Source organism: Prevotella lacticifex, assembly GCF_019973375.1.
In the GTDB taxonomy this organism is placed as follows: Bacteria; Bacteroidota; Bacteroidia; order Bacteroidales; family Bacteroidaceae; genus Prevotella; species Prevotella lacticifex.
In genome coordinates, this window is record NZ_BPTV01000004.1 from 170,001 (window position 1) to 192,140 (window position 22,140).

At 55.1% G+C, this 22,140-nt stretch carries 14 protein-coding genes and 1 rRNA gene (1 of these 15 cut by a window edge); 2 read left to right on the plus strand and 13 right to left on the minus strand.

All coding sequences use genetic code 11. From position 1 onward, the window contains the following. Positions 1-1,476: ribosomal RNA gene (locus LDN30_RS16010) — 16S ribosomal RNA — on the minus strand; it reaches 55 nt to the left of the window's first position. Positions 1,477-1,957: 481 nt separating this feature from the next. Between LDN30_RS16010 and LDN30_RS16015 the strand changes: the two genes are divergently transcribed. Beyond that, complete coding sequence (locus tag LDN30_RS16015; protein ID WP_223927221.1) at positions 1,958-2,344, plus strand: hypothetical protein; 387 nt, start codon at positions 1,958-1,960, stop codon at positions 2,342-2,344. A 4-nt stretch (positions 2,345-2,348) separates the two neighbouring features. On the opposite strand, the gene LDN30_RS16020 is transcribed toward LDN30_RS16015, so the two are convergent. The 10 genes from LDN30_RS16020 to LDN30_RS16065 all read right to left on the minus strand — a co-directional run bounded on the left by LDN30_RS16020 (position 2,349) and on the right by LDN30_RS16065 (position 12,399). Then, positions 2,349-2,990 (minus strand): DUF5106 domain-containing protein, encoded by a 642-nt coding sequence (locus tag LDN30_RS16020; protein ID WP_223927222.1) that lies wholly within the window; start codon positions 2,988-2,990, stop codon positions 2,349-2,351. Between the two features lie 67 nt (positions 2,991-3,057). After that, on the minus strand, positions 3,058-4,212 hold the full coding sequence (locus LDN30_RS16025; RefSeq protein WP_223927223.1) for a polysaccharide deacetylase family protein: 1,155 nt from the start codon (positions 4,210-4,212) through the stop codon (positions 3,058-3,060). Positions 4,213-4,310: 98 nt separating this feature from the next. Further along, a complete protein-coding gene (locus LDN30_RS16030; RefSeq protein WP_223927224.1) occupies positions 4,311-4,937 on the minus strand; it encodes a flavodoxin family protein in 627 nt (208 codons plus the stop codon). A 266-nt stretch (positions 4,938-5,203) separates the two neighbouring features. Continuing rightward, positions 5,204-6,076: a proline iminopeptidase gene (pepI, locus tag LDN30_RS16035; RefSeq protein ID WP_223927225.1), complete on the minus strand. Its 873-nt coding sequence runs from the start codon at positions 6,074-6,076 to the stop codon at positions 5,204-5,206. Between the two features lie 84 nt (positions 6,077-6,160). Beyond that, positions 6,161-7,171: an AMP-binding protein gene (locus tag LDN30_RS16040; RefSeq protein ID WP_223927226.1), complete on the minus strand. Its 1,011-nt coding sequence runs from the start codon at positions 7,169-7,171 to the stop codon at positions 6,161-6,163. Continuing rightward, positions 7,168-8,211 (minus strand): o-succinylbenzoate synthase, encoded by a 1,044-nt coding sequence (locus LDN30_RS16045; protein WP_223927227.1) that lies wholly within the window; start codon positions 8,209-8,211, stop codon positions 7,168-7,170. Before LDN30_RS16045 ends, LDN30_RS16040 begins: the two co-directional genes overlap by 4 nt. A 219-nt stretch (positions 8,212-8,430) precedes the next feature. Then, positions 8,431-9,258 carry a 1,4-dihydroxy-2-naphthoyl-CoA synthase gene (menB, locus tag LDN30_RS16050; RefSeq protein WP_223928305.1) on the minus strand — a complete coding sequence of 276 codons (828 nt, stop codon included), beginning with the start codon at positions 9,256-9,258 and terminating at the stop codon, positions 8,431-8,433. Next, positions 9,259-10,890, minus strand: coding sequence for a 2-succinyl-5-enolpyruvyl-6-hydroxy-3-cyclohexene-1-carboxylic-acid synthase (menD, locus tag LDN30_RS16055; protein WP_223927228.1), 1,632 nt, complete (start codon positions 10,888-10,890; stop codon positions 9,259-9,261). It abuts the gene before it with no gap. Beyond that, positions 10,880-11,929, minus strand: a complete 1,050-nt coding sequence (locus LDN30_RS16060; protein WP_223927229.1) for a chorismate-binding protein — start codon at positions 11,927-11,929, stop codon at positions 10,880-10,882. The genes menD and LDN30_RS16060 overlap by 11 nt, the downstream gene beginning before the upstream one ends. Then, positions 11,926-12,399, minus strand: coding sequence for a PaaI family thioesterase (locus LDN30_RS16065; RefSeq protein WP_223927230.1), 474 nt, complete (start codon positions 12,397-12,399; stop codon positions 11,926-11,928). Before LDN30_RS16065 ends, LDN30_RS16060 begins: the two co-directional genes overlap by 4 nt. Before the next feature lie 305 nt (positions 12,400-12,704). Here LDN30_RS16065 and LDN30_RS16070 point away from each other — a divergent pair, with 305 nt between their 5' ends. Beyond that, positions 12,705-13,646, plus strand: coding sequence for an Rpn family recombination-promoting nuclease/putative transposase (locus tag LDN30_RS16070; RefSeq protein ID WP_223927231.1), 942 nt, complete (start codon positions 12,705-12,707; stop codon positions 13,644-13,646). A 202-nt stretch (positions 13,647-13,848) separates the two neighbouring features. Here LDN30_RS16070 and LDN30_RS16075 read toward each other — a convergent pair whose 3' ends face one another. Beyond that, positions 13,849-16,407 carry a C10 family peptidase gene (locus tag LDN30_RS16075; RefSeq protein ID WP_223927232.1) on the minus strand — a complete coding sequence of 853 codons (2,559 nt, stop codon included), beginning with the start codon at positions 16,405-16,407 and terminating at the stop codon, positions 13,849-13,851. Positions 16,408-17,090: 683 nt separating this feature from the next. Next, positions 17,091-21,755, minus strand: a complete 4,665-nt coding sequence (locus LDN30_RS16080; RefSeq protein ID WP_223927233.1) for a CARDB domain-containing protein — start codon at positions 21,753-21,755, stop codon at positions 17,091-17,093. Positions 21,756-22,140: the final 385 nt, after the last annotated feature.

Consider the following 22,140-nt stretch of genomic DNA (forward strand, 5'->3'; position numbering starts at 1 on the left):
CCAATTACCAGTTTTGCCCTAGGCCGTCCCTTGCGGTCACGGACTTCAGGCACCCCCGGCTTTCATGGCTTGACGGGCGGTGTGTACAAGGCCCGGGAACGTATTCACCGCGCCATGGCTGATGCGCGATTACTAGCGAATCCAGCTTCGTGGGGTCGGGTTGCAGACCCCAGTCCGAACTGTGGGGGGATTTAAGGATTTGGGCAAGCTTGCGCGCACCCGGCTCTCTGTGCCCCCCATTGTAACACGTGTGTAGCCCCGGACGTAAGGGCCGTGCTGATTTGACGTCATCCCCACCTTCCTCACACCTTGCGGTGGCAGTGTCTCCAGAGTGCCCAGCATAGCCTGATGGCAACTGAAGAGAGGGGTTGCGCTCGTTATGGCACTTAAGCCGACACCTCACGGCACGAGCTGACGACAACCATGCAGCACCTTCACTGAGGCCCCGAAGGGCATCACCATCTCTGGATCTTTCCTCAGCAATTCAAGCCCGGGTAAGGTTCCTCGCGTATCATCGAATTAAACCACATGTTCCTCCGCTTGTGCGGGCCCCCGTCAATTCCTTTGAGTTTCACCGTTGCCGGCGTACTCCCCAGGTGGGATGCTTAACGTTTTCACTTGGCCGCTTACGTTAGACGCAAACAGCGGGCATCCATCGTTTACCGCGCGGACTACCAGGGTATCTAATCCTGTTCGATACCCGCGCTTTCGAGCTTAAGCGTCAGTAACGCTCCCGTCAGCTGCCTTCGCAATCGGAGTTCTTCGTCATATCTAAGCATTTCACCGCTACACGACAAATTCCGCCAACGTTGCGCGCACTCAAGACCGTCAGTTCGCGCTGCAAGTCAGGCGTTGAGCGCCTACATTTCACAACACGCTTGACAGCCGGCCTGTGCTCCCTTTAAACCCAATAAATCCGGATAACGCCCGGACCTTCCGTATTACCGCGGCTGCTGGCACGGAATTAGCCGGTCCTTATTCGCGGGGTACCTGCAATGAATGACACGTCACTCACTTTATCCCCCCGTAAAAGCGGTTTACAACCCATAGGGCCTTCGTCCCGCACGCTACTTGGCTGGTTCAGGCTCTCGCCCATTGACCAATATTCCTCACTGCTGCCTCCCGTAGGAGTTTGGACCGTGTCTCAGTTCCAATGTGGGGGACCTTCCTCTCAGAACCCCTACTGATCGCGGGCTTGGTGGGCCGTTACCCCGCCAACAACCTAATCAGACGCATCCCCATCGCAAAGCGGTGAACCTTTACTGCAATTCTGATGTCATCATCACAGCACATAGGGCATTAATCTTACTTTCGCAAGGCTGTGCCCTACTTTGCGGCAGGTTGGATACGCGTTACTCACCCATTCGCCGGTCGTCGCCCAGCAAAAGCAAGCTTTCGCTGTCGTTACCCCTCGACTTGCATGTGTTAAGCCTGTAGCTAGCGTTCATCCTGAGCCAGGATCAAACTCTCCATTGTATAATATCTTTATAGACCCGAAGGCCTACATTAGTCTGTCCGAGTCAGGAACGTTCGTTTTATTGAGATCCGATAACCTGTTATCTTTTTCAACTCATCCCGCCCACTATATATAATAATGTAAAGGCCTCAGCCCGTGCACCATATAAATAATGTAAAGGACAGAAATTGAACGGCTCGTTTCTTTTCTTGTACTACTCTCTGTCTCTTATGTAATCCTTTCAAAGAACTCTTTCTTTCTCGGGGCGGCTCATCCTCTTCCGAGTTGACTGCCCGGCTTCCGTTGCGTCTCAAAAACTAAGTGTTATTGATTGTTTCCCGAAAAGCGAGTGCAAAGGTAGGGGTTTATTTTCATTCCCGCAAATGTTTTGAGAAAAAATATTCGATTTTTATTAAAGTTTTCTCTTTATTTGACAAAATGGAGGCGCCGTTGGCGCGCACACATTATTATATATAGCGGGGGAGAGGAAGGGGCGCCGCAATGTATTGCGGCGAACACAACGGGAGGGAGACAGGAGGGGAACGGGAGGGGAACTGGAGGGGAACGGGAGGGGAACGAGAGGGAGACGACTACGATGTTGACGAGGCCTCATCGGGTGATGCGAGCGGATCATACACCATGACCGGCTATGTCGACAAGTATCCTATCACTATGTACCTGTCGTTCAGCGGCAGCAATGTCACGGGCTGGTACTACTACGACAAATACAAGGCAAAGATGACGTTCACCGGAACATACTCTGGTTCGTCTCTCGACCTCTACTGTGAGGGCGGCGACGCGTTCTACGGCACATTCGTCAACGGAGCCTATTCGGGACATTTCTCCGGAAACAACGGCAACGAGATGAACTTCAACGTGTCGCAATGACCGTTCAAGGAAAATAATACACTACCGGCAGGCTGCCGGCTCCGAGCCACGGCTCGTCGAGCAGCGACGGGTCGTGACGTTGGCGGTGCCACTGCGGTGGCAGTGCCGACTGTGCCTCACGCCATAAAGCGTCGGAGGCAGTGACGCATACGGCCCATACTACCGGCCCGAGCGACGGGCTGGCGGTCTCGTGGGCTATGACCTCACGGCAGTGGTCGCAGTCGGGGTCGTAGACGAACAGCACGCGCGGGCGGACTGTTGCTTTCGTGGCAACGGTCCGCCCGTTGTCGTTATCGGCCCTGCCGACGGCGCTGTCGCCGATGACGGTGGCCACGAGCGAATCGGCAAGGAGGCCGAAACGGGAATCAAGGAAACTGCTGAAGAGCCTCTCGTTGCGCAGCGGCGAGTCGGCATTGGTGAGATAGTCCATCGCCGTGAGATACCAGTTGGCCCGGAGGCTGTCGCTATGCAGACTGCCGTAGAAGGCATTGATATTGTCGTGGCGGACGGTAGAATCCTTTGTGGCGAGCCATCCGAGATAGTCGACGAAGTCCTGCTCCGTGGCTATCGTGCTGCGGACTTGGGCCGGGGAGGCTATGTGGAGCGCGAGGAGGAGCAGGACTGAGAGATATAAGCGAAAGAGCATGATGGGTTGTATGGGGTGGAGGGTGAATGAGAGGGGTGGATGAAGTGATGATGAGGGGTCGTGGAGACTAATCGTTTAATATGTGGCGGAACTCATCGGTGAGGAACTGCTCGATTTCGACGGGCCAGAAGGTGACGACAACCTTGCCGACGGCATGGGCGGCTATCTCATCGGACTGATAGACAAACATCACGCAGCCATCCTGATAATACGGTGCATTCTCAGGGAAGGGAACGAGGTTGTCGGCAGAGAAACTCTCACGGACTCCGGCGGGGAGTTTCTCCTGGATGAGCTTCCGCAGAGCTGGACAGTCGCGGACGAGGGCGGCAGGCTGTCCTGTTGTCTTATCGAAGGTGATGCCCCGGTCGATGCTGGAGCCGTGGGCGCCTCCGGTAAATACGTAGCCGCTCGTGGTGAGGGTGAGATAGCGGTCGCCCTCATCAGTGCGCACAATCTTCAGCTGCACGGAGCACGGCATAGCGGGTGTGCCGTTGGCCTTGTCGACGACATTCATCGAATCGGTGAGACGGGTGATAGCGTCACGGAACATCTTCGCGACATCGCCTTTGTAGGCTGGAGCGACGGCTGTGGTGTCATCAGACCAGCTTATCGACCTGGCGACACCGTTGAGAACCGATGCCTCATAGTCGACGACGGCATTTCGGATGTCACCGCCGGCAAGTGGATAGTCAAGACTGATATCGAGCTGACGGCCACGGTCGAGGTAGTGAGTATTGCGGTAGTCAGCGGTGACTGTCTCGGGGTCGTCGACGACAGTGGCCTTCACGTCGACGGTGGCCTTACGGTAGCGGCCGTCGACGGCTAACAGTCTGATTGGCTGTGTGGTATAGCTCTGACGCTCACCATAATGTACGGTGTAGGCAAGTCGCAACCGGTTCTTTGCCACCTCGGTAACGGTCACTGCCGATATTTCGGTACGTCGATTGGTAACAGGAAGGACAATAGCCAGTACGGCCTGCTTACGGAAGTTTAACGCTGTAGGCTCACCGTCGTTGCCCATGACGGCCGCTGGCGAGAAGAGGTGGTCGAAGTCGGCTTGGGTGGTGACCAACGGGCTCGACGGCAGTGGAGCGCCGGAGTTGTGGAAGTAGTTTTTCAGCTCAATCGTCTTTACCTGCCTGATGGCCGCAGCCATCTGCTGTGGCATTATAGACATGGCAGCGACGAGAACTGCTAAGACAAACAATCTTATTTTGCTCATTGATGGATAATTTAAAGGGGATAATAGGAAATTATAGGGAGCTATAGGGAGCTATAGGAAACTATAGGAGCTATAGGACGCTATAGGGAGCCAAGGGCTTAGCGGATGAAGTTCATTGGCGACCAGGGCTCCTTCTCGGGGAGGTCGGTTGTGGCGAGGCCATGGATTTTCTTGAGCATCCACGACATGTTGTGAGCCAGGGTGCGCATGGTTTGCATGCCCTCGGTGTCGGAGGCAGCCTCACCTTTCTCGCGGCCGTAGGCGATATTCCAATACTGGGATGTGACTATGGGCATGTTGCACATCTCAAACATCATATTCATGGTCTGGTAAGCCACATCGGCACCGCCACGGCGACAGACGCAGACGTTGGCCACCGGCTTATACTGGAAGGCTCCGCCATTGCTGTAGAGCAGGCGCTGGATGAGGGCCATGGCCGTGGCGTTGGGCACACCATAATAGACGGGAGTACCGAAGACAAAGGCATCAGCGGTCTCGGCCTTCTCCGAGATGGTGTTACAGATATCGTCGTCGAAGACGCAGCGGTGCTTGTCCGGGTCGCGGCGACAGCCTCCGCATGCTATGCAGCCCCGTACTGGCTTGGCTCCGAGTTCGACGAGCTCAGTGTCGATGCCGTCGCTCTCCAATGTTTTCTTCACTTCGTTCAGTGCCGTGAATGTATTTCCCCCACGGCGTGGACTTGCGCTGACTAATAATACTTTCATAATGTTCAGGTAAAAATATAATCAAATGTGACAGCGCAAAGGTAGACAAAGATAAGCAAACGACAAAATATCGTAAGGTTAATTTAGTCTAATCAGTACGGTAGCAGTCGTTTTTCTATGCTGAAATATTTTTACATTATTTCGATACATGCCATTTCGGCTTGCGATTGATAAAATAATAACGTTCCGAATAAAATCGGTGCAAAGGTATTCAGCGGCTGCTACAATGATGTTACAACCGCTTGACAAAGTTGCTAATGTTACCGTCAGCTCATGAGCCACCCGATGAGGAGTTGCTTGTAGGTGTCGGTCTGGTCGATGAAGGTCATGTGGCGGGCACCGTCGAGGAGCTCCCAAATGGCGTTCGGCATATTATCGTCCATTGTTTTGGCTATCAGCGGCGTACACTCGTCGTTCGTTCCGCTGATGATGAGGGTGGGGTCGGTAATCTCGCCCAGACGGTCGGTATAGTCGAAATCGCGGAGAGTGCCCGTCGGGGTGTACTCGTTCGGTCCCCAGGCGGTGAGATACGACTCAGTGCCGAACCGCTTCGGTCGACGTAAACACTCCGGCGAGGCATCGGTAATCTCGTCGGCATGGAGGACGGTATAGTGGTCGTTGGCCTTCAGATAGGCCGGATCGTCGAAGTTGCCGGTGGCCACGGCTCGTGCTATAGCCTCCTGCTCGTCGTCGGGCATGAACGAGATAAGCCGTTGCTGCTCATGGCTCCACAGCTCACTCGAGGGGAGTGTGCTCGAGAGGATTATCGACTCGATGCCCTCGGGGTGGCGGTCTATCATGTAGGCGATGATGAGCATGCCGCCCCACGACTGTCCGAGGAGGTTCACACGGTTGAGGTGCAGATGACTGCGCAGGGCCTCGAGCTCGTCGAGCCAGGTCGTCAGCGTCCACAGCTCGGGATGTCCGTCGACATAGCTCTCGCCACATCCAATCTGGTCGTAGCTGATAATCTGACGGCGGGTGGTGACGGCAAGGTCGTCGAGCACCTCAAAATAGTTGTGCGTAGAGCCCGGCCCACCGTGGATGAGCAGCAGAGGGGCATTGTCGGTGGGTTCGCCGACGATTCTGTAATATGTCTGATAGCCCTTGAAGGGCATCGTTCCTGTTGTAATCTTCATTGATAACGATAGTTTTATAAGGTTGGTGCTATGTTCATTTTCGTTCGAAAAGAGGAAATTATCGGGGCACACCGAGTGAAAAAATCACTTCAAGCGCTCCGCGGCGATGTCCTCAACGGCCTTGCGGCGAATCTTTCCCGTGGCCGTGAGGGGTATCTGCGCCACGTGGATATAGTGCTTCGGGCACCAGTATTTCGGCAGTACGCGCTCGCAGACAGCCCTCAGCGCATCGGCATCACCGGTCTCGCTGACAAATACCACCACCTCGCCGAACTTACGGTCCGGGGACTTCGTGATGGCAAAACGGCCGGTGAGATGGGGCGCGAGGGCCTCCTCGACATCCTCGATGCGAATCTTTATGCCTCCCGAGTCGATGACATTATCCTTCCGGCCCAAGACTCTGAACTGCCTGACACGGCGACCGCCGACCGTCGCAGAGCGCATCTCCACAAGGTCGTTGGTCTTCAGGACACCGTCGTGGACCAGCGGTGCGTCGATGACGAGACAGCCGTCGTCGGCCTTGTCGACCCTTACGCTGTCGAAAGGTGTGTACCACTCGTCGGCCTCGGGGCCGTTGACCTGCCGCAGGGCGATATGCGAGAGAGTCTCGGTCATGGCATAACTGCTCCAGATATGGTTCGGGAAGTCGGCAAGAGCCTGAGCCATAGCGGCATCGACAGCCCCACCACCGATGATGAGATGGCGTATCTGCCGTAGCCGCTGCCGCTCCTCCGGAACCTGCAACGAGTTGAAAACCTGCATCGGCACCATCGCCGCAAAGACGGGCGCGGCCTCATCGTGGGGATAGACGGTGTCGGCCAGAGGATGACCGCACGGTTTGACGTCAATGAGACGCAGGTTTCGCTCCAACGCCCTGACCACCACCATCTTTCCGGCGATATAATCGAGGGGCATACAGAGCAGTGCCGTGTCGCCGGAGTGCAGTCCGAGGAAGTCGCAGGTGATGCGGGCGGAGTTGAGCATCTTCGCTTTTTCGACCCACATCGGCTTCGGTGTTCCCGTCGATCCGCTCGTATGCACCAACAACGTGGGCGAGGGATCATTCCATTCGTCGAGAAAATCGCTGAGCGTCATGCCTTTAGCCCCTCCTTGGCGGGATTATACCACAGACGGTCGCCACGTATTTCCAGTGGCATTTCGATATTGTCGGTATAGAGGAGCCCCGTTCCCAATCCCTGCGGAAAGGTGATGGCGGGCCCGTAGACTGACGCGCAGAAATGGGCGATGGCGTTGAGTCCCACATTACTCTCGAGGGCTGACGTTATCCACGAGCCTATGCCGCGCTCGCCGGCAAGGGTTATCCACTCGCGGCAGCCGCGTATTCCGCCGTGGAGACTCGGCTTGAGAACGATGAACGCAGGACGGATGGTGTCGAGCAGTCGGGCCTTCTCGTCCCTGCTGTTCACACCGATGAGCTCCTCGTCGAGGGCTATCGGCAGCGGCGAGAGGCGGCACAGCCGTGCCATAGCGTCCCACTGGTGCTGCCGTATGGGCTGTTCGATGGAGTGGATGCCGAAGGGCGCGAGAGCCCGGAGGCGCTCCATGGCGTTGTCGGGGGTGAACCCTCCGTTGGCATCGACGCGGAGCTCAACCTCGTCGCGTGAGAACCGTTCCCGGATATGCTTTACGAGCTCCAGCTCACGGTCGAAGTCGATGGCACCAATCTTCAGTTTCACACAGTGGAAACCGTCCTTGAGCTTCTGCTCCAGCCGCTCGTACATCTCGTCGAACGACCCCATCCACACGAGGCCGTTGATGGGAATGCCCTCCTCGCCGCGCGCAAAGGGGGTGTCGGAGAGGGCCGTACTCCCCGCCGCGAGCTCGTCGAAGGCGGTCTCGAAGCCGAAGAGCACCGACGGATAGGGGCGCAGGGCCTCGACGGGAATGGTGCCGTGGCGCTCCACGTAGGCGGCGGTGTCGGCGAGCAGAGCCTCGTAATCGGCCTCCGGCATAGCATCGCAGCTGAGGTCGGGGAGCACGGAGCACTCGCCCTGCCCCACCCTGCCGTCGCTCTCGACGCTGACATAGTAGGACAGATGTGTGGTGTAGACGCCACGCGATGTGCCGGCAGGCTGCTTGAAGTGCAACAGTCGCCGCTCAAAATGAACTTTCATATTTCTTTATCTCCTATTTTTCAATCGAAAACCGAGGGAAATCCGTCAATCGGACAGGGCCGGACGAGAGACTCAAAAGGCTCTAATCCGGGGCCAATCCGGGAAATCCAAGGGTATAATATCGTTCCGGCGGAGAATTATATAAGTCGCCGGGCCGGAACATTACGGACAATTCAGCCTTACCAATGGGATTCGGTGTGGACCGCAAATCAGCTCTCCTTATGGGAACTGCGGATACTTGTCGAAGTCGGGCTTGCGCTTTTCGAGGAACGCCCTGCCCCCTTCCTGCGCCTCATCGAGGGTGTAGTAGAGCATAGTAGCGTCACCAGCGAGTTCCTGGATGCCGGCCTGACCGTCGAGTTCGGCGTTGAATCCGGCCTTCATCATCCTCAGTGCCAACGGCGACCGCTCCATCATCGTCTCGGCCCACTCCACACACGTATCCTCGAGTTTGTCGAGGGGCACAACCTTATTGACGAGTCCCATGCGCTCGGCCTCCTCGGCGGTGTACTGCATACACATATACCACATCTCGCGAGCCTTCTTCTGTCCGATAATCCGGGCGAGATAGGATGCCCCCAAGCCAGCGTCGAAACTGCCGACTTTAGGTCCTGTCTGACCGAAACGGGCATTCTCGGAGGCTATCGTGAGGTCGCAGACGACGTGCAGGACGTGTCCGCCACCGATGGCATAGCCGTTGACCATCGCGATGACGGGCTTCGGCAGACGACGGATCTGTATCTGGACATCGAGGACGTTAAGGCGCGGCACACCGTCGTTGCCGACATATCCGCCACGTCCTTTCACGTGCATGTCGCCACCGGAGCAGAAGGCCTTGTCGCCGGCACCGGTGAGGATGACGACCCGTATGTCGAGGTGGTCGCGGCAGTAGGTGAACGCCTGACTCATCTCCCACACTGTCAGCGGCGTAAACGCATTGCGGTAGCGCGGGCGGTTGATAGTGATCTTTGCGATGTGGTTGTATTCCTCAAAGAGAATCTCCTTGAAGTCGAACCCTTCTATTGTTTTCCATTCTCTTTCCATAATCTATAATGTATTAAAATAGTTTTCGTAATTCGTCCAATCGGTTGAGCTGTCGGTCACGACCTCAAGGAGCCGCGGTCCGGAGGCGTTGCCGGTGAGCCACCGCAGTCCCTCGTCGAGGTGGCTGCCGTCGGCCACTGAGAGATAGCCGATGCCATTGTCGGAACAGAATCCGCGAGCCGTAGTGCGATACTGAGCCTTGACATTCAGTGCATCGTCGGCGTCGGCGAGAGCCTGGAACTTCTCGAATATTCCGCCACCTCCGTTATTGAGCAGAAGGATACGGAAATTTCCGTGCAGACGGCTGTTCCACAGTGCGTTGCGGTCGTAGAAGAAACTCAGGTCGCCGATGACGCAATAGACATTCCCGTCGCTGAGAAGAGAATAGCCCGCAGCCGTCGACAGCGACCCCTCGATACCGTTCACGCCACGGTTGCAGCCGATACGGTGGCGGGCGTAGATGCATCCCATGCGCACAGCCATACTGTTGGCGTAGAAGACGCGGGCTCCGGCATCATCGGCCGGGAGCCGTTCTTCGAAGCGTTTCACGGCGAGCATCGTCGAGAAAGCGGGCTCGTAGCTGCGGCGGTGCTCACCGGTCAGCGCCCGCAACTGCTGCCAGCGGTCGTACCACCCGACGGGACCGGAGCCTCCGACAGCCGCGAGCACGTCGGCGGGACGGCCCTCGACGATACCCGTGAGGTTCATGAAGGTATCGATGACGGCACCGGTCTCGTCGATGCGCCAGCAACGGGCGTCGACGGCACGGCGGAGATAGTCCTTCAGCCGGGCGCTGACGAGGGTCCGTCCGACATAAACAATGAAGTCGGGCAGCGGAAATTCGGTTCCGTCGGCGGCCTTCAGCATGGCGTCGAGGCTCTCGCTGCCATCCTCCGCACTCAGTGCTTCCTGCAGGACGACATAGTGGCGGATAGCCAAAGCATCGGTGACGGCACGCGGCAGTTCGCCGTCACGCATCTGTCCGACGACAATCAGCGGGCGTCGGGCCTCGTTCATCTGCCTCATAATCAACGTGGTATCAGTCCGGAGAGCCGGAATGCGCACAACAGTCCGCTCCTGCGGGAGGTCGTGCCGGGTGAAATTATACAGCGGTCGGCTTATCGGCACATTGATATGAACTGGAGCGCCACCGCGGGCCGTGGCCGCAAGGAGGGCCTCGTTGACGAGACGGTTGCAGTGCCAGTGGCTTTCGCGGTCGCCGGACGGAACCTCCGGCAGGTTGACGGCCGCAGCAACGAAGCGTCCGAAAGCCCCCGGCTGCGGCAGCGTCTGACCGTCGAGCTGGTCGACCCACTGCTGCGGACGGTCGGCGGAGACCACTACGAGGGGCACGCGCTGATAGAAGGCCTCGGCGACGGCGGGCGCGAGATTGAGCAGTGCCGACCCCGACGTGACGCAGACGACCGTCGGCAGACCCGTGCGCAGGGCCATGCCCAAGGCGTAGAATCCCGCACTGCGCTCGTCGGTAACGGGATAGCACGTCAGCGACGGACACTCGCTGAGGTTGTGGACGATAGGGGCATTGCGCGAGCCGGGACAGACCACGGCATGGCGGACGCCATGGGCAACGAGCAGAGAGGTGAGAATATTTATGTTTTCCTTGTCAGAGTACATCCTTCATTGTTCTTAGTTTTTCTTCCGTTTCCTTCCATTCGTCGTCCTCACGACTCTCGCTGAGCAGACCGCCACCGGCATAGAGCGACACCCTGCGGCCACTGACCTCCATACAGCGCAGCGAGACGAACAGATGGGTCGCACCGCCGATGGCCACCGGTCCGGCAAAACCGCTGTAATAACGGCGGTCGGCGGTCTCGCTGTTGAGGATTATCGACCGCGCCTCAGCCTTCGGCAGACCGCACACGGCGGGTGTGGGATAGAGGTCGTCGATGAGCGACGACAGTGCCGGACGGTCGGCGGGGAGGTCGAAAACGAAGTCGGTGCAGATATGGAACAGTCCTCCGGCGGTGACGGTATGCGGTGCCGAGAGTTCAATATCAGTGGCATGACGGTGCAGACAGTCGCCGACATACTCCTCAACGATATGCTGCTCGCGCCGGTTCTTGGCACTCCACGGTCCGTCGGTGGTCATCGTCCCGGCAAGGGCGACGGTGCGCCACCGCTGTCCGCGGCCTTCGACGAGCACCTCCGGTGTGGCCATGAGCCACGTTCCGCTGACGGCAGTGCTCACGAGGATTATCATCTGATGGGGATAACGGCGGCAGGCCCTGTGGAAAGCGGCCTCCACGTCGACGACGGCATCGGCAGTGAGGTCGTGGCGGCGGGCAAGGACGACCTTGTCGGCAACGCCATCGTCGAGGCATCGGTGCACAAGGGTGAAGTCGTGGTGGTAGGCTTGTCGCTCGGTGGCGGCAGCAGTGGCCCGCAACGGGGTGCCGGCATCATCGCTGATGGGGTTCGCCGGAGCCGCGGCAGGATTGACCACGGATGACGACGGGGATGCGTCGACGGACCTGACATCGGTCGTCGTGGCCGGGATAAAGACCACAGGATGATCAGCCGTCGCCAGAAATGGCGCAAGCACAAATCCGCTGCGACCGGCGATGGCATCGATACTGCTGATGCTCTCGGCCTCACCGCTGATAACATGATATTCCGATGTATCGGGCAGACGATAGTAGGCGAAGTCCATCATTCGGCGTCCTTTCTTTCTGAATTGTCTTTATCCTCTGTCGTCTTTTGCGCTCCCGATTTTCCTTTTGCCGGAAGGACGTAGTTCGTGACGTGCACCGTGGAGATGAGGTCGCCACGACTGTTGCGGATGTCGACCAGCCACTGATGGAGCGTATGACCCTTGTATTGCAGTCGGGCGAGTGCCGTCACGGTGTCGCCCTCACGGACTGCCTGCACATGACTGCCACTGACGTTGATGCCCACGGCCAGACGGTCGGGACAGAGGGCCAGCGAGCCCACCCCGGCGAGGTTCTCGGCAAGGGCCAACGAGGCTCCGCCGGAGAGGAATCCGAAGGGTTGGGTGTTGCGACCGTCGACATGCATGCGGGCCATACAGGTGTCGGGCTCGGGCGTGGAGAGGAACTCCATGCCGAGGGTCTTGCTGAGTCCGTCGCGGCCGTCAATTATTTTCTTTTCCCTGTCAATGTTCATAGTAAATATATTTCGATGATGCAAAAATAACTCTTTTATTTGACACCGCAAAAAAGAGGCACATAATTTAGTACACAACAGAGGGCGTAGGTATTAAATTCTGTTGTGTACTATGCGAGATTCACTGACACCGGATGCAAATGGAGTCTGAGCAAGAGATTGAGAATAAAAGGAAGCGTGAATGACTTGCTGAACACAAAGAAATACAAGAATAGAAGAAATGTGCATCAACGATGATAAAAATATAGACTCATTATCTTCATTCTCGTTTTTTTTTCGTAAGTTTGCCACAAAAAGGCAACGATATGGAAGACGACAACAGATATATCCGATTTGACTGGGCCGCCAAGCGCATGCTGCGCGACAAGGCTAACTTCGGCGTGTTTGAGGGACTCATAACTGTACTGATCAACGAACCGGTACATATCATCGAGATTCTGGAGAGCGAGAGCAACCAGAATGACCGCGACGACAAGTTCAACCGTGTGGACATCAAGGCACGCAACAGCAATGATGAAATCATACTCGTGGAAATACAGCAGGCACGGGAACTGTATTACTTGGAACGGGTGCTCTACGGTGTGGCAAAGACCATCACAGAGCATATATCGCTCGGAGACAAGTACGACAAGGTGAAGAAGGTCTACTCCATAAGCATCCTGTATTTCGACTTGGGACAAGGTGCCGACTATCTGTACCACGGGCAAACATCGCTGATTGGCGTGCATACCGGGGACAAGCTGAAGATTAATGCGCGCGACAAGGGTATCATCAAAATCAAAACTCCGGAACAGATATTCCCGGAATACTTCATAATACGGGTCAACGAGTTCAACAAAGTGGCAAAGACACCACTCGAGGAATGGATAGACTATCTGAAGAATGGTCATATCAAGGATGATACGACGGCACCAGGTCTGCAGGAGGCAAGACAGAAGTTACAATACTTGAAGATGAATAAAGCCGAGCGAAAAGCATACGACAGACATATAGACAATATCATGGTGCAAAACGATGTGCTCGATACCGCAAAAATGGAAGGACTCGAAGAGGGAAGAGCTGAAGGGAGAAAAGAAGGAAGAGCTGAAGGAAGAGAAGAGGGAAGAGCTGAGGGAAGAAAAGAAGGTGAGAAATCAGTAGCACAAAAGCTAAAGGCCATCGGCATGGATGCTGAGTCAATAGCAAAAGTCACTGGACTTACTCTCGACGAAATAGCTAATCTAAATACCGATCAGCACGATAATTAAACCTCCGCATAAAGCTTCACGCGCCCACCTCCATACACACAATTAATAATTTGCCTCCTCCCTTACTAACGAAACAAGAAAATCCGCGTGCCGGGTTCCACATGAACACCGACGCACGGATTTATTGTTTCCTGGTTTTTAATAATATTGCCGAGTCCGTCCACTGCACATTGGCAGGGACGGAATCTCAGCAAAAGGATTGTTACTGTCCTACGACAATCTTCTTTCCATTGACGATATACAGTCCGGGCTGCAAGCCCTCAGCGGACGTAGCGTTATGACGAACAAGCTGGCCGCTGACACTGTAGATATCAAACGGTTTGCCATTGGCAGCCAGTCTGACTGCGTAGATACCGTCAACGACACCGGTAACGGTCAGAGTACCATTGGTGAACTGGAAGAAGTAGTTGGCAGCCTTACCGCCCGAGAGGACGATAGGATACTCGCCGGCAGGTGATGTGGCTGTAGCGGTGGTGGTAGCGACAGGCATCTCCTCGATGACCGACTCGTTCTCGCCGTTGTCGAAGCCCTTAATGGTAATCTTGAACTCCGGATCGGCAGCGTTGGCATCGCGGGTGTAGTCGCCGACAGAGGCGAAGAGCGTGTCGGGAGCAACGATGCAGTAGCCGTCGGCATATTCGACGCCCTCCTGCTCACGGATGGTTCCGCGGCTGACGTGGATAGGATAACGGCCTACCGGGGTGAGCTCGTTGACATCGGTGCTGACCTCCGGGTCGCCATGGACGGCATCGCCTTCAATCTTATAGCCGAGACGGGGAGCCGGGTCGCCATAGATCTTGAAGGCGTTGCGGGCTTTCACGCGGGTACCGAACTCGACGATATTGTCATAACTGCTGCTCGAGCTCTTGAACTGTCCCCACTGCGAGTGGTTGGCATAGCGGGTCTTGCTGCCTGCGGGCACATAGAGCTTGCAGTTTGCGAAGTTGAGTCCCGATACAGCCTTGTCGCCGGTCAATGGCGGTTCCTTAGAGTACATACGGAGCTCGGAGAGTCCGGCCATATTGGCAAAGGCATACTCGCCGATGTTCTCGACGGTCGACGACACGCGCAGACCTGCAAGGCCACGGACGTTGGCCATAGCGTAAGGATGGATGGTGCGGGTTCCCAAAGGCAAGGTGAGGTAGCCGGTCTTCGACGGCATGACCGCGATGAGGTCGGAAGAGTCCTCCTTTGAGTACAGAACATCGTCCTTGATGAAGAAATCGGCGTCGGCAGCCGGCAAGAGTTTAACCTCGCGCAGTCCGCCAACGGCCAATGCGCCGTCGCCGACATGCTTGATGCCCTTCGGAAGATAGAGTTTCGACAGACGACGGGCACCATAGAAGGCGCGCTCAGGCAGCGAGTTGTCGTCGGTAGTATATCGTTTGTCGCCCTCGTAGAGATACGGGTTGCCGCCGCTGACGATGCGTGCATCACTGAGGTCGAGGGTGTTAAGACGGCCCTTGGTGGCGTTGCCCTTGGCGTCGACACCGCACATATAGCGCAGGACGGCAAGGTCGCTGGAGTTGATATCGCCGCTGACCTTCAGCACACCGAGCGATGCGCGTACGGAATCGGTAGGGAACATATCGTTGAGCATGCCGGCCTTATCGACTGTGACAGTGTCGCCGGCAAGTGCCTCACGCTCAGCAGAGATACCGATACACATATCCTGATAGCTCGAGAAGCTGTAGCTCTCGACGGCTAAGGTGGCGATGTCGTACATTCCGTTGTCGGAGCCGTCCCATCCCCAGTTGATGTGCACCTTACCAGTATTGTTGTAACCGTCGAGGACGAAGGCATGACCGCCGTCGTAACCGCTGACACCGGTGTAGAGAATTGGGCGTCCGGCATCGACCTCATTATATACGAGGTTCATCCAGTCGGCCTCGCTGTACTTTGAGCGGTCCTCGACATGTACATCCTCGGAGAGTCCGAAGTTGCGCTTCAGACCGTCGCTGGCATTCTCGGTGTAGGTACCGGAGCCGTCGGGGGCATACTGCATGTCGCTGGCTATACCGCAGGCATACATCAGAGTGGCCACTGCATTGGCCTCGGTGGAGTTGTAGTTGCCCTGGGTGTAGTTGTCGAGCATATTATCCCAGTCGAAAGTGGCATTGCCAAAGTCGAAGGTATAGGTAGCCGTAGGGTAATCGAAAGGCACACCGACAGAATGGGTGCCGACGCCGTGGGCCGGAGCCTTGTGGTAGTAAAGGATCTGAGCCATGGCAGTAGCCACACAACCGGTGACGGCGCGTGCCGTTCCTGTACCGTACCATGAGTTGCTGTACGGTGCATCGGGACAGAGATCGTTATATGGTGTGTCCTGTCCCCAGTTCGAAGTGACGAGGGCAGCAACGTCTGTCTTATATTTTGACGGGTCAGGGGCTGTCGTCGTGCGCGGAGTGTTGGTGCGGATAGCCTCGCGGGTGGCCTCGCGGACGGCACTGAGCCACCATTCGAAGTTCGGGTTCTTGCCGTTTGACACGGCTGCTCCATTGTCGCTGTAGCCAAGAACCTCAGGCATGAGGTCGTCGGCGGAGACAACGACGAACTGTCCGCCGGCATAGCCGTAGATGCGGAACGTTGAGTCCTCACGGAGCAAATCGGGTTTCATTGCCGGTGCCTTCTTACCGTAAGAACGGTACATGGCGGCAAACTGGTGTTGTGCGGCCTGGAGCATAGCCTGCGGTGTGCGTGGCGCTGCACCGGCCGTGGCCGTAAAACCCAGAGAGATTAATAAAAGTAAGAATTTCCTCATATTAAAAACACAATGTTTGTAATGATTATTTATAAAAAACGCAAGTAATGTAAATTCCTATCTGTTATTGCATGCAAAGTTAATAAAAATTGAAAGTTTTTGCAAGCAAAATGCAACATATTTTTATATCAGCGAAAAATTTCTATTCTTTGCAGTGGAGGGAGGGCCGCAAGGCTGCGAAATGGGATGTGGCGATGGGGAAAAATTGGGGTCAAGGGGGGGTGAATGACGAGGAGAAAAATGGAGCGAAATGGAGTGAATGGGGGAAATGGGGTTGATGGGGTGAATGGAGTGAATGGGGTAAATGGGGTAAATGGAAGAGAGGGAGAGGAGAAAAAAGAAGAATGGAGGGCTAAAGACAGAAAGAGCCGCGTACCCATCAGCGGGCACACGGCTCCATGAAATGTTATCAATCGCTTATAAGTAGATGACTACTTAACTAAAGTTTCCCACTTGGAGAACCCCTTTATAAAAAGGCTTTCCCAAAGGGTATGCGCATCTTTAACTTTTCAAAAAACTTTTTATGAGCAGTAGAATATTGCATTATCGGACTTCTCCTTTTAAGGTCATTTGCCCTTTCACATTTATTAAGCACTTGTTAAACTACTTTGTTTATGGGCATCCTGCTATTTGAACTTTTCAGAAACCCCTTGTTTATGGGCATTTTGAACAAGTGGGAAACTTTAGTACTTAATAATGTATTTACGGTCGTTGATGATGTAGAGGCCGCTCTTGAGACCCTTCAGGCTCTTAGCGCCGAGCATTATGGTCTTGCCGTCGATGGTGTAGACATTGTATCTGCCCTCGGCGTCGGCCTCAACACCGTCGATACCTGTTACGGTGATGCTTGCGTCGTTAGAGAATCCTGACTCGTTGATGTTGCCCTGAGCGTCCTGATAGAGGACGGTGACGTTGTAGACGTGTGAACCGGTGTCGGCGTCGGCATCAGCGAATGCAACGGTCTTGCCGTCAACCTCGCCGAGGTACTCGCCATCGCGGTAAACCTTGAAGCCTACGATAGAGTCGTTAGCACCCGGAGCAACCTTCTCGAATGTCACATCATCGATACCGAAGAGGAAGTTGTCGCCAGGAGTGTTGTGGTGGATAGCGAAGTACTTCGCACCAGCAGGCAGCTCAACGCTGATTTCCTTCCAGTTTGGTCCCTCGCTGATAAGGCTTGTGCCGTCAGCGATGTCGCTCTCGAGCTTGACGAAGCTTGCAGTGTCCTGATCTGTAGTAGAATAGAGGACATCGAAGTTCTCAGCATAAGTGACAGAGCTGCCCATCTGATCCTGACCGGTGATGTTGAAGACGTAGAACTTAACGGTCTGCTTCTTGCCGGAGAGTTCCGGAGAAATCAGCCAGTTGTCGGCGTCGACAGCGCTCTGGCCCGTAGCGTCCATAGTGTAAGGTGCTCCAGCGAACTGGTCACCGCTGTGAGGAGTCAGACCTGGGTTGTTGTCGGTAACGCTGAACTTATCGGTGATAGCGTTCGGGTTGAATGCGTCGAAAGCGAATGCTGTGCCCTGTCCAGGATAGGTGTAGCTCTGGAAGAATCCACCTGCGAGACCCTTGTCACCGTCAACGAGTGTCCAGTCGCCGAGTTCGGTAGCGAACGGAGCGTAGCTCTCGAAGTCCTCAGTGACAGATACTGGATCCGGAGCTGTAGGAGCAGTCCAAGAGAGGTTCACGCCCTTGTCGGCAGGCTCGGCCTTCAGGTCGTTGACCTTGGTGTACTGTGAAGGCTTAACCTTTACAGACTTGGTCTCAGTGGTGTTGTCGTCCTCGTCGAGGTCGTTAGCGTAAACCACCTCAGCCTTAACCTTTACGTCCTCAGTCTGGTTGATGGCAACCGGGAGAGTGAGTGTTACAGTGTCCTTAGCGAGCACTGCGAGTTCCTTGCTTACAGCCACTGTATCGACAGCCTTATCGCCCGAGTAGAGGACAACGCTGTAGTCAGAAGCCGGATGAGCACCGAAGTTCTCGACATAAACGTCGACGTTAGCCTTGCTGCCAGCCTTGACAGTAGCAGGAACGCTGATGCCAGCGGCTGCGAGGTTGTACTCGAGCTGGTCGAATACATTCACGTTGTCGACGCCGATGTTGACATCAGATCCCTTAGCCAGACCGTCGAAGCGGACCATGATGTAGCGCTCAGAAGCGAAGTCAGAGAGGTCGACCTCCTGAGTTGACCAGCCTGCGGTTGCATTTGTCGACAGGTCGATGCTCTTGGCCAGATGGTCGACACCGTCAGGAGTCTGAACGAAGACCTTGAATTCGACAGGATCGTTAGCCGTAGCGTAAAGGCTGAAGAACAGCTTAGGATTGGTAGCTCCACGGAGACTGATCTTCGGAGTGTTGATAGAGGTCTCATCACCGTCAGAGATGGTGTAGTCGACAGTACCGAGCCATCCCTGATCCTGCGAGTAAGCGTGCCATGCAGCGCTACCGCCGTCACCGTCGGCAGTGTTCTCAGTGTCGAGGAGCCATCCGGCAGCCTCGTCGTTGTTGTTGTACTGGTCGTTACCGCTGACCCAAGCGAATCCGTTGTCGATGTTGCCGCCCTTGAAGCTCTCCTTGAACGGAAGCTTTATTGACGGACCGATGACTACAGGACCACCCATGATGGCTGTGCTGCTACCTGCATCGCCGTCGGCACGAGCACCAACGAGATAGAAGGTCTGAGTCTTGCCATCCTCAGCTGTTGTTTCCTCCGGATCCTGCGGAATCTCTATTCTGGTAGCACCCTTCTCACTGGTAGTGATAGAGTCGCCAAGATCATAGCCAAATGCGCTCTTTACAACGTTGAAGAATGAAACGTGAACATTTGCCGGATTGACATATCCACCGTTAGTTCCAGTCTCCTCGAACTTATTCCACATAGCGAGGATGTTATTGCTATTGTCGAGAAGCGTGAGGTTCTTTGGCGTTGTAGGTACATCCTGACCGATGAACGCAGTAGCACTTGCCTTCAGACCGAAGTCAGCGCCGATGTAAGGAATGATGGTGTACTTATGAGTACCGTTTGTAGGCACGGCCTTATCGGTGTATGTTACATTTGCACCAGCGTTTGCAGCAGGCAGAGTAGCAATCTGCACACCGTCGCGGAGAATCTGGAAGCTGTCGACTTTAGCGATATCATTGCCACCGACGTTGAGTGTAGGAGCTGTGAAGGCCAGATCAGCCTTGAGAGCGCCGCGGTCACCCGGAGTGATAGTGAAGTTGGTTACAGCCTGTGGAGCTGTTGCCAGAGCGCCCTTCTCGACAACAATGCTGTCGATGTAGAGTGCCAGCTTGTCGGGATCAGAGTTATCGTGGAAACCGATGTAGAAGTTGCCGTCAGCATCAGGATTGATGTCAAAGCTGAATTTCTCCCACTTTGTCGACGGAGTATAAGTCTCCATCAGCGTGTTGGTCATATCGGCAGCCGTAGATCCCTTACCATATTTCACCTCGAGGCTGTTAGCGTATGTAGCGCCTACATTCTTTACCTTGAATGTCACGGTGTACAGACGTCCCGGAGTGAAATGCAGCGGTGGTGTGATGAGCCAGTCGTCGTTAGCCTCTTTCGAGTTGTAGGTCGACTTAGCGTATGCGTCACCGTCGTAAGACGAAGAGTAGCTCCATGTCTTACCGTCGCCGTTGGCGTCGATGACAGTGAAGAGGTTGAAGTCGGCTTCATTGTCGAATGTCTCAGTCCAGTCGGGCTCAAGAGCATTGCCAACCGTGACGCCTGCGGATGTAGCGAGTGCGCTCTCCTGTCCCTCAGCCTTTGCCTTGACAGCATAGACGTAGCTTGCCAGTGGCTTGCCGGTGAGGTCGTCGGTAGTTGTTGTTGCAGCGATATCCTTTGCTACCTCGGTTGTGTCACCGTTAGAAATACGGTAAACATCGTATGTGAGATCGCCAATGACACCATCGTGAGTACCCGTTGTAGGAGCTGTCCAGTTGACGGTTACGACACCTTCGGCGTTAGTAGCAGTGATGCCTGTGACTGGTGAAGGCACGTCGTAGCCGATCCACTTTGTCAGCTTAGCCTTTGGCGACTCGCCGGCAGCGTTGGATGTGGTGACTGTGAAGTTGTACAGTCCGCTTGCCGGTACGGTCACAGGAACGGATACTGCTGCTCCGGCTGTTGCTGTTCCGGTAGCGACCACTGCGTCGTTAGCCTTCACGGTGTATGTCACCTCACCTGTGAGGTCAGCGCCGGCGAAGGTCTTAGCAGGAGCGGTGAAGGTCAGTGTTCCGCTCAGGCTTGCACCTGAGAAGTCGAGGGCTGCGTCAGTGATCTTTGCAGGTGCGCCGTCGGCAGCTGCCGGTGACGGGATAACCATACCATAGAGCTGGTTGTTGCCTGCTGCGATGAGCGTTGCGGCACCCGTGGAGAGGTTGATCTCGTAAAGACCGCCATTGGCGTTGGCGTCGAGAGCATACCAATAGAAGGTATTGTCCTTCTGGTCGATCTCACCCGTCTGACCGTAATAGCCGTCAGATGAAGAGACAGTAAGGCCGGTAGGACCGACGAGAGTCTCCGTACCGGTAGCCTTGTCAATCTTGTACAGATTACCGTCGGAGGCCACACCGTACAGCTGGCCTTCCTTCGTGATACCTAAGGCCACGTAGCTGTTGGTAGCCGGACCGATAGTTGTACGGGTCTTTGTAGCATAATCTACAGTACCCCACTCGAGTCCAGATCCGTCAGAGTTGTAGAACTCACCATAGACGGTACCGTCGTCGGCCTGTGCTGTCTCGACGGCAGCGAGGCTGAGGTCATTTGTGTAGTCGAGGGTCTCGCTTGTTGTCTCACCGGTCTCAGTATCAGTGGTAAAGAGATACTCCTCGATGATGCCATAAGCAGCCCACGAGAGGTCGAGCGACAGGCCGTAGAGTTTTCCGTCAGCATACTCCACACCGTGGTCAGCAACGTTCGAGGCTGTTGTCTCATAGAGCGACTGTAAATTCAGTGGGTCGGTAGGAGCGAACGAATAGTAGCCGAAAGGTCCTGCTGCATCTTGTGTCCAACCGTCCTTATAGGCTAAGTTTGCCCACAGTGTCTGTCCGGGATTTGCGAAGAGAGCACCGCTTGCCTTGCGCTTAGCCGGGATATTAAACACCGGTCCGTGGAATTCGGTGAATGCCGATGTACGGGGAGCGAGTGTTTTCTGCATGGCCAACAAAGGATGGTTAGAAGCGAACACCTTCCGTGCTTTTGCCCTTTGTGCAGGCGACATTTTAAGAATCTCAGGCTTTACGCGCGAACTTGCCGCAGGCGCCTGTGCCAGCACTAATCCTGAAGGGACGAGTGCCGCCGCCAATGCCAGAGAGACTTTCAGTAGTCTTTTCCTCATAATGATTGATTTTGTGTGATTAAACATTGTGGAGAGGGAAAGCAGGTATCCTCAAGTAAATCTTTCTTCCCCAGATTCCACGTTACTAATAAATTTATTTTACCTCTTTATCTTTTCGTTGTAAACCTTGTCTTTTGGTCTCCTTTCGTTTTATATAGTGGTGTAAATCTTTCGTTTATGTCTAATGTAAATCCTTCTTTGTTGTTTGTGTAAGACGTTCTATATATGTCGTTCCCCTCGGGTTTGCAATCCTCAGGTGGTGATTGTTAATAAATAAAAGAGCTCTGCTTCAACGCTCAGCGGGTGTGAATAGAGTAGTTGTATTGGTTTCGATTTCTATGTTCGATTGCAAAGTTATGCAAAAAGAATGAAAATTCAAAGAAAA

Excerpts from the sequence above, each read along its gene's own strand:
- LDN30_RS16065 (WP_223927230.1), bottom strand. The coding sequence starts at position 12,399 with ATGAACATTGACAGGGAAAAGAAAATAATTGACGGCCGCGACGGACTC.
- LDN30_RS16075 (WP_223927232.1), bottom strand. The coding sequence starts at position 16,407 with ATGAGGAAATTCTTACTTTTATTAATCTCTCTGGGTTTTACGGCCACG.
- LDN30_RS16080 (WP_223927233.1), bottom strand. The coding sequence starts at position 21,755 with ATGAGGAAAAGACTACTGAAAGTCTCTCTGGCATTGGCGGCGGCACTC.
- LDN30_RS16020 (WP_223927222.1), bottom strand. The coding sequence starts at position 2,990 with ATGCTCTTTCGCTTATATCTCTCAGTCCTGCTCCTCCTCGCGCTCCAC.
- LDN30_RS16040 (WP_223927226.1), bottom strand. The coding sequence starts at position 7,171 with ATGACGCTCAGCGATTTTCTCGACGAATGGAATGATCCCTCGCCCACG.
- LDN30_RS16070 (WP_223927231.1), top strand. The coding sequence starts at position 12,705 with ATGGAAGACGACAACAGATATATCCGATTTGACTGGGCCGCCAAGCGC.
- LDN30_RS16030 (WP_223927224.1), bottom strand. The coding sequence starts at position 4,937 with ATGAAAGTATTATTAGTCAGCGCAAGTCCACGCCGTGGGGGAAATACA.
- LDN30_RS16045 (WP_223927227.1), bottom strand. The coding sequence starts at position 8,211 with ATGAAAGTTCATTTTGAGCGGCGACTGTTGCACTTCAAGCAGCCTGCC.
- LDN30_RS16060 (WP_223927229.1), bottom strand. The coding sequence starts at position 11,929 with ATGATGGACTTCGCCTACTATCGTCTGCCCGATACATCGGAATATCAT.
- menD (WP_223927228.1), bottom strand. The coding sequence starts at position 10,890 with ATGTACTCTGACAAGGAAAACATAAATATTCTCACCTCTCTGCTCGTT.
- LDN30_RS16015 (WP_223927221.1), top strand. The coding sequence starts at position 1,958 with ATGTATTGCGGCGAACACAACGGGAGGGAGACAGGAGGGGAACGGGAG.
- LDN30_RS16025 (WP_223927223.1), bottom strand. The coding sequence starts at position 4,212 with ATGAGCAAAATAAGATTGTTTGTCTTAGCAGTTCTCGTCGCTGCCATG.
- pepI (WP_223927225.1), bottom strand. The coding sequence starts at position 6,076 with ATGAAGATTACAACAGGAACGATGCCCTTCAAGGGCTATCAGACATAT.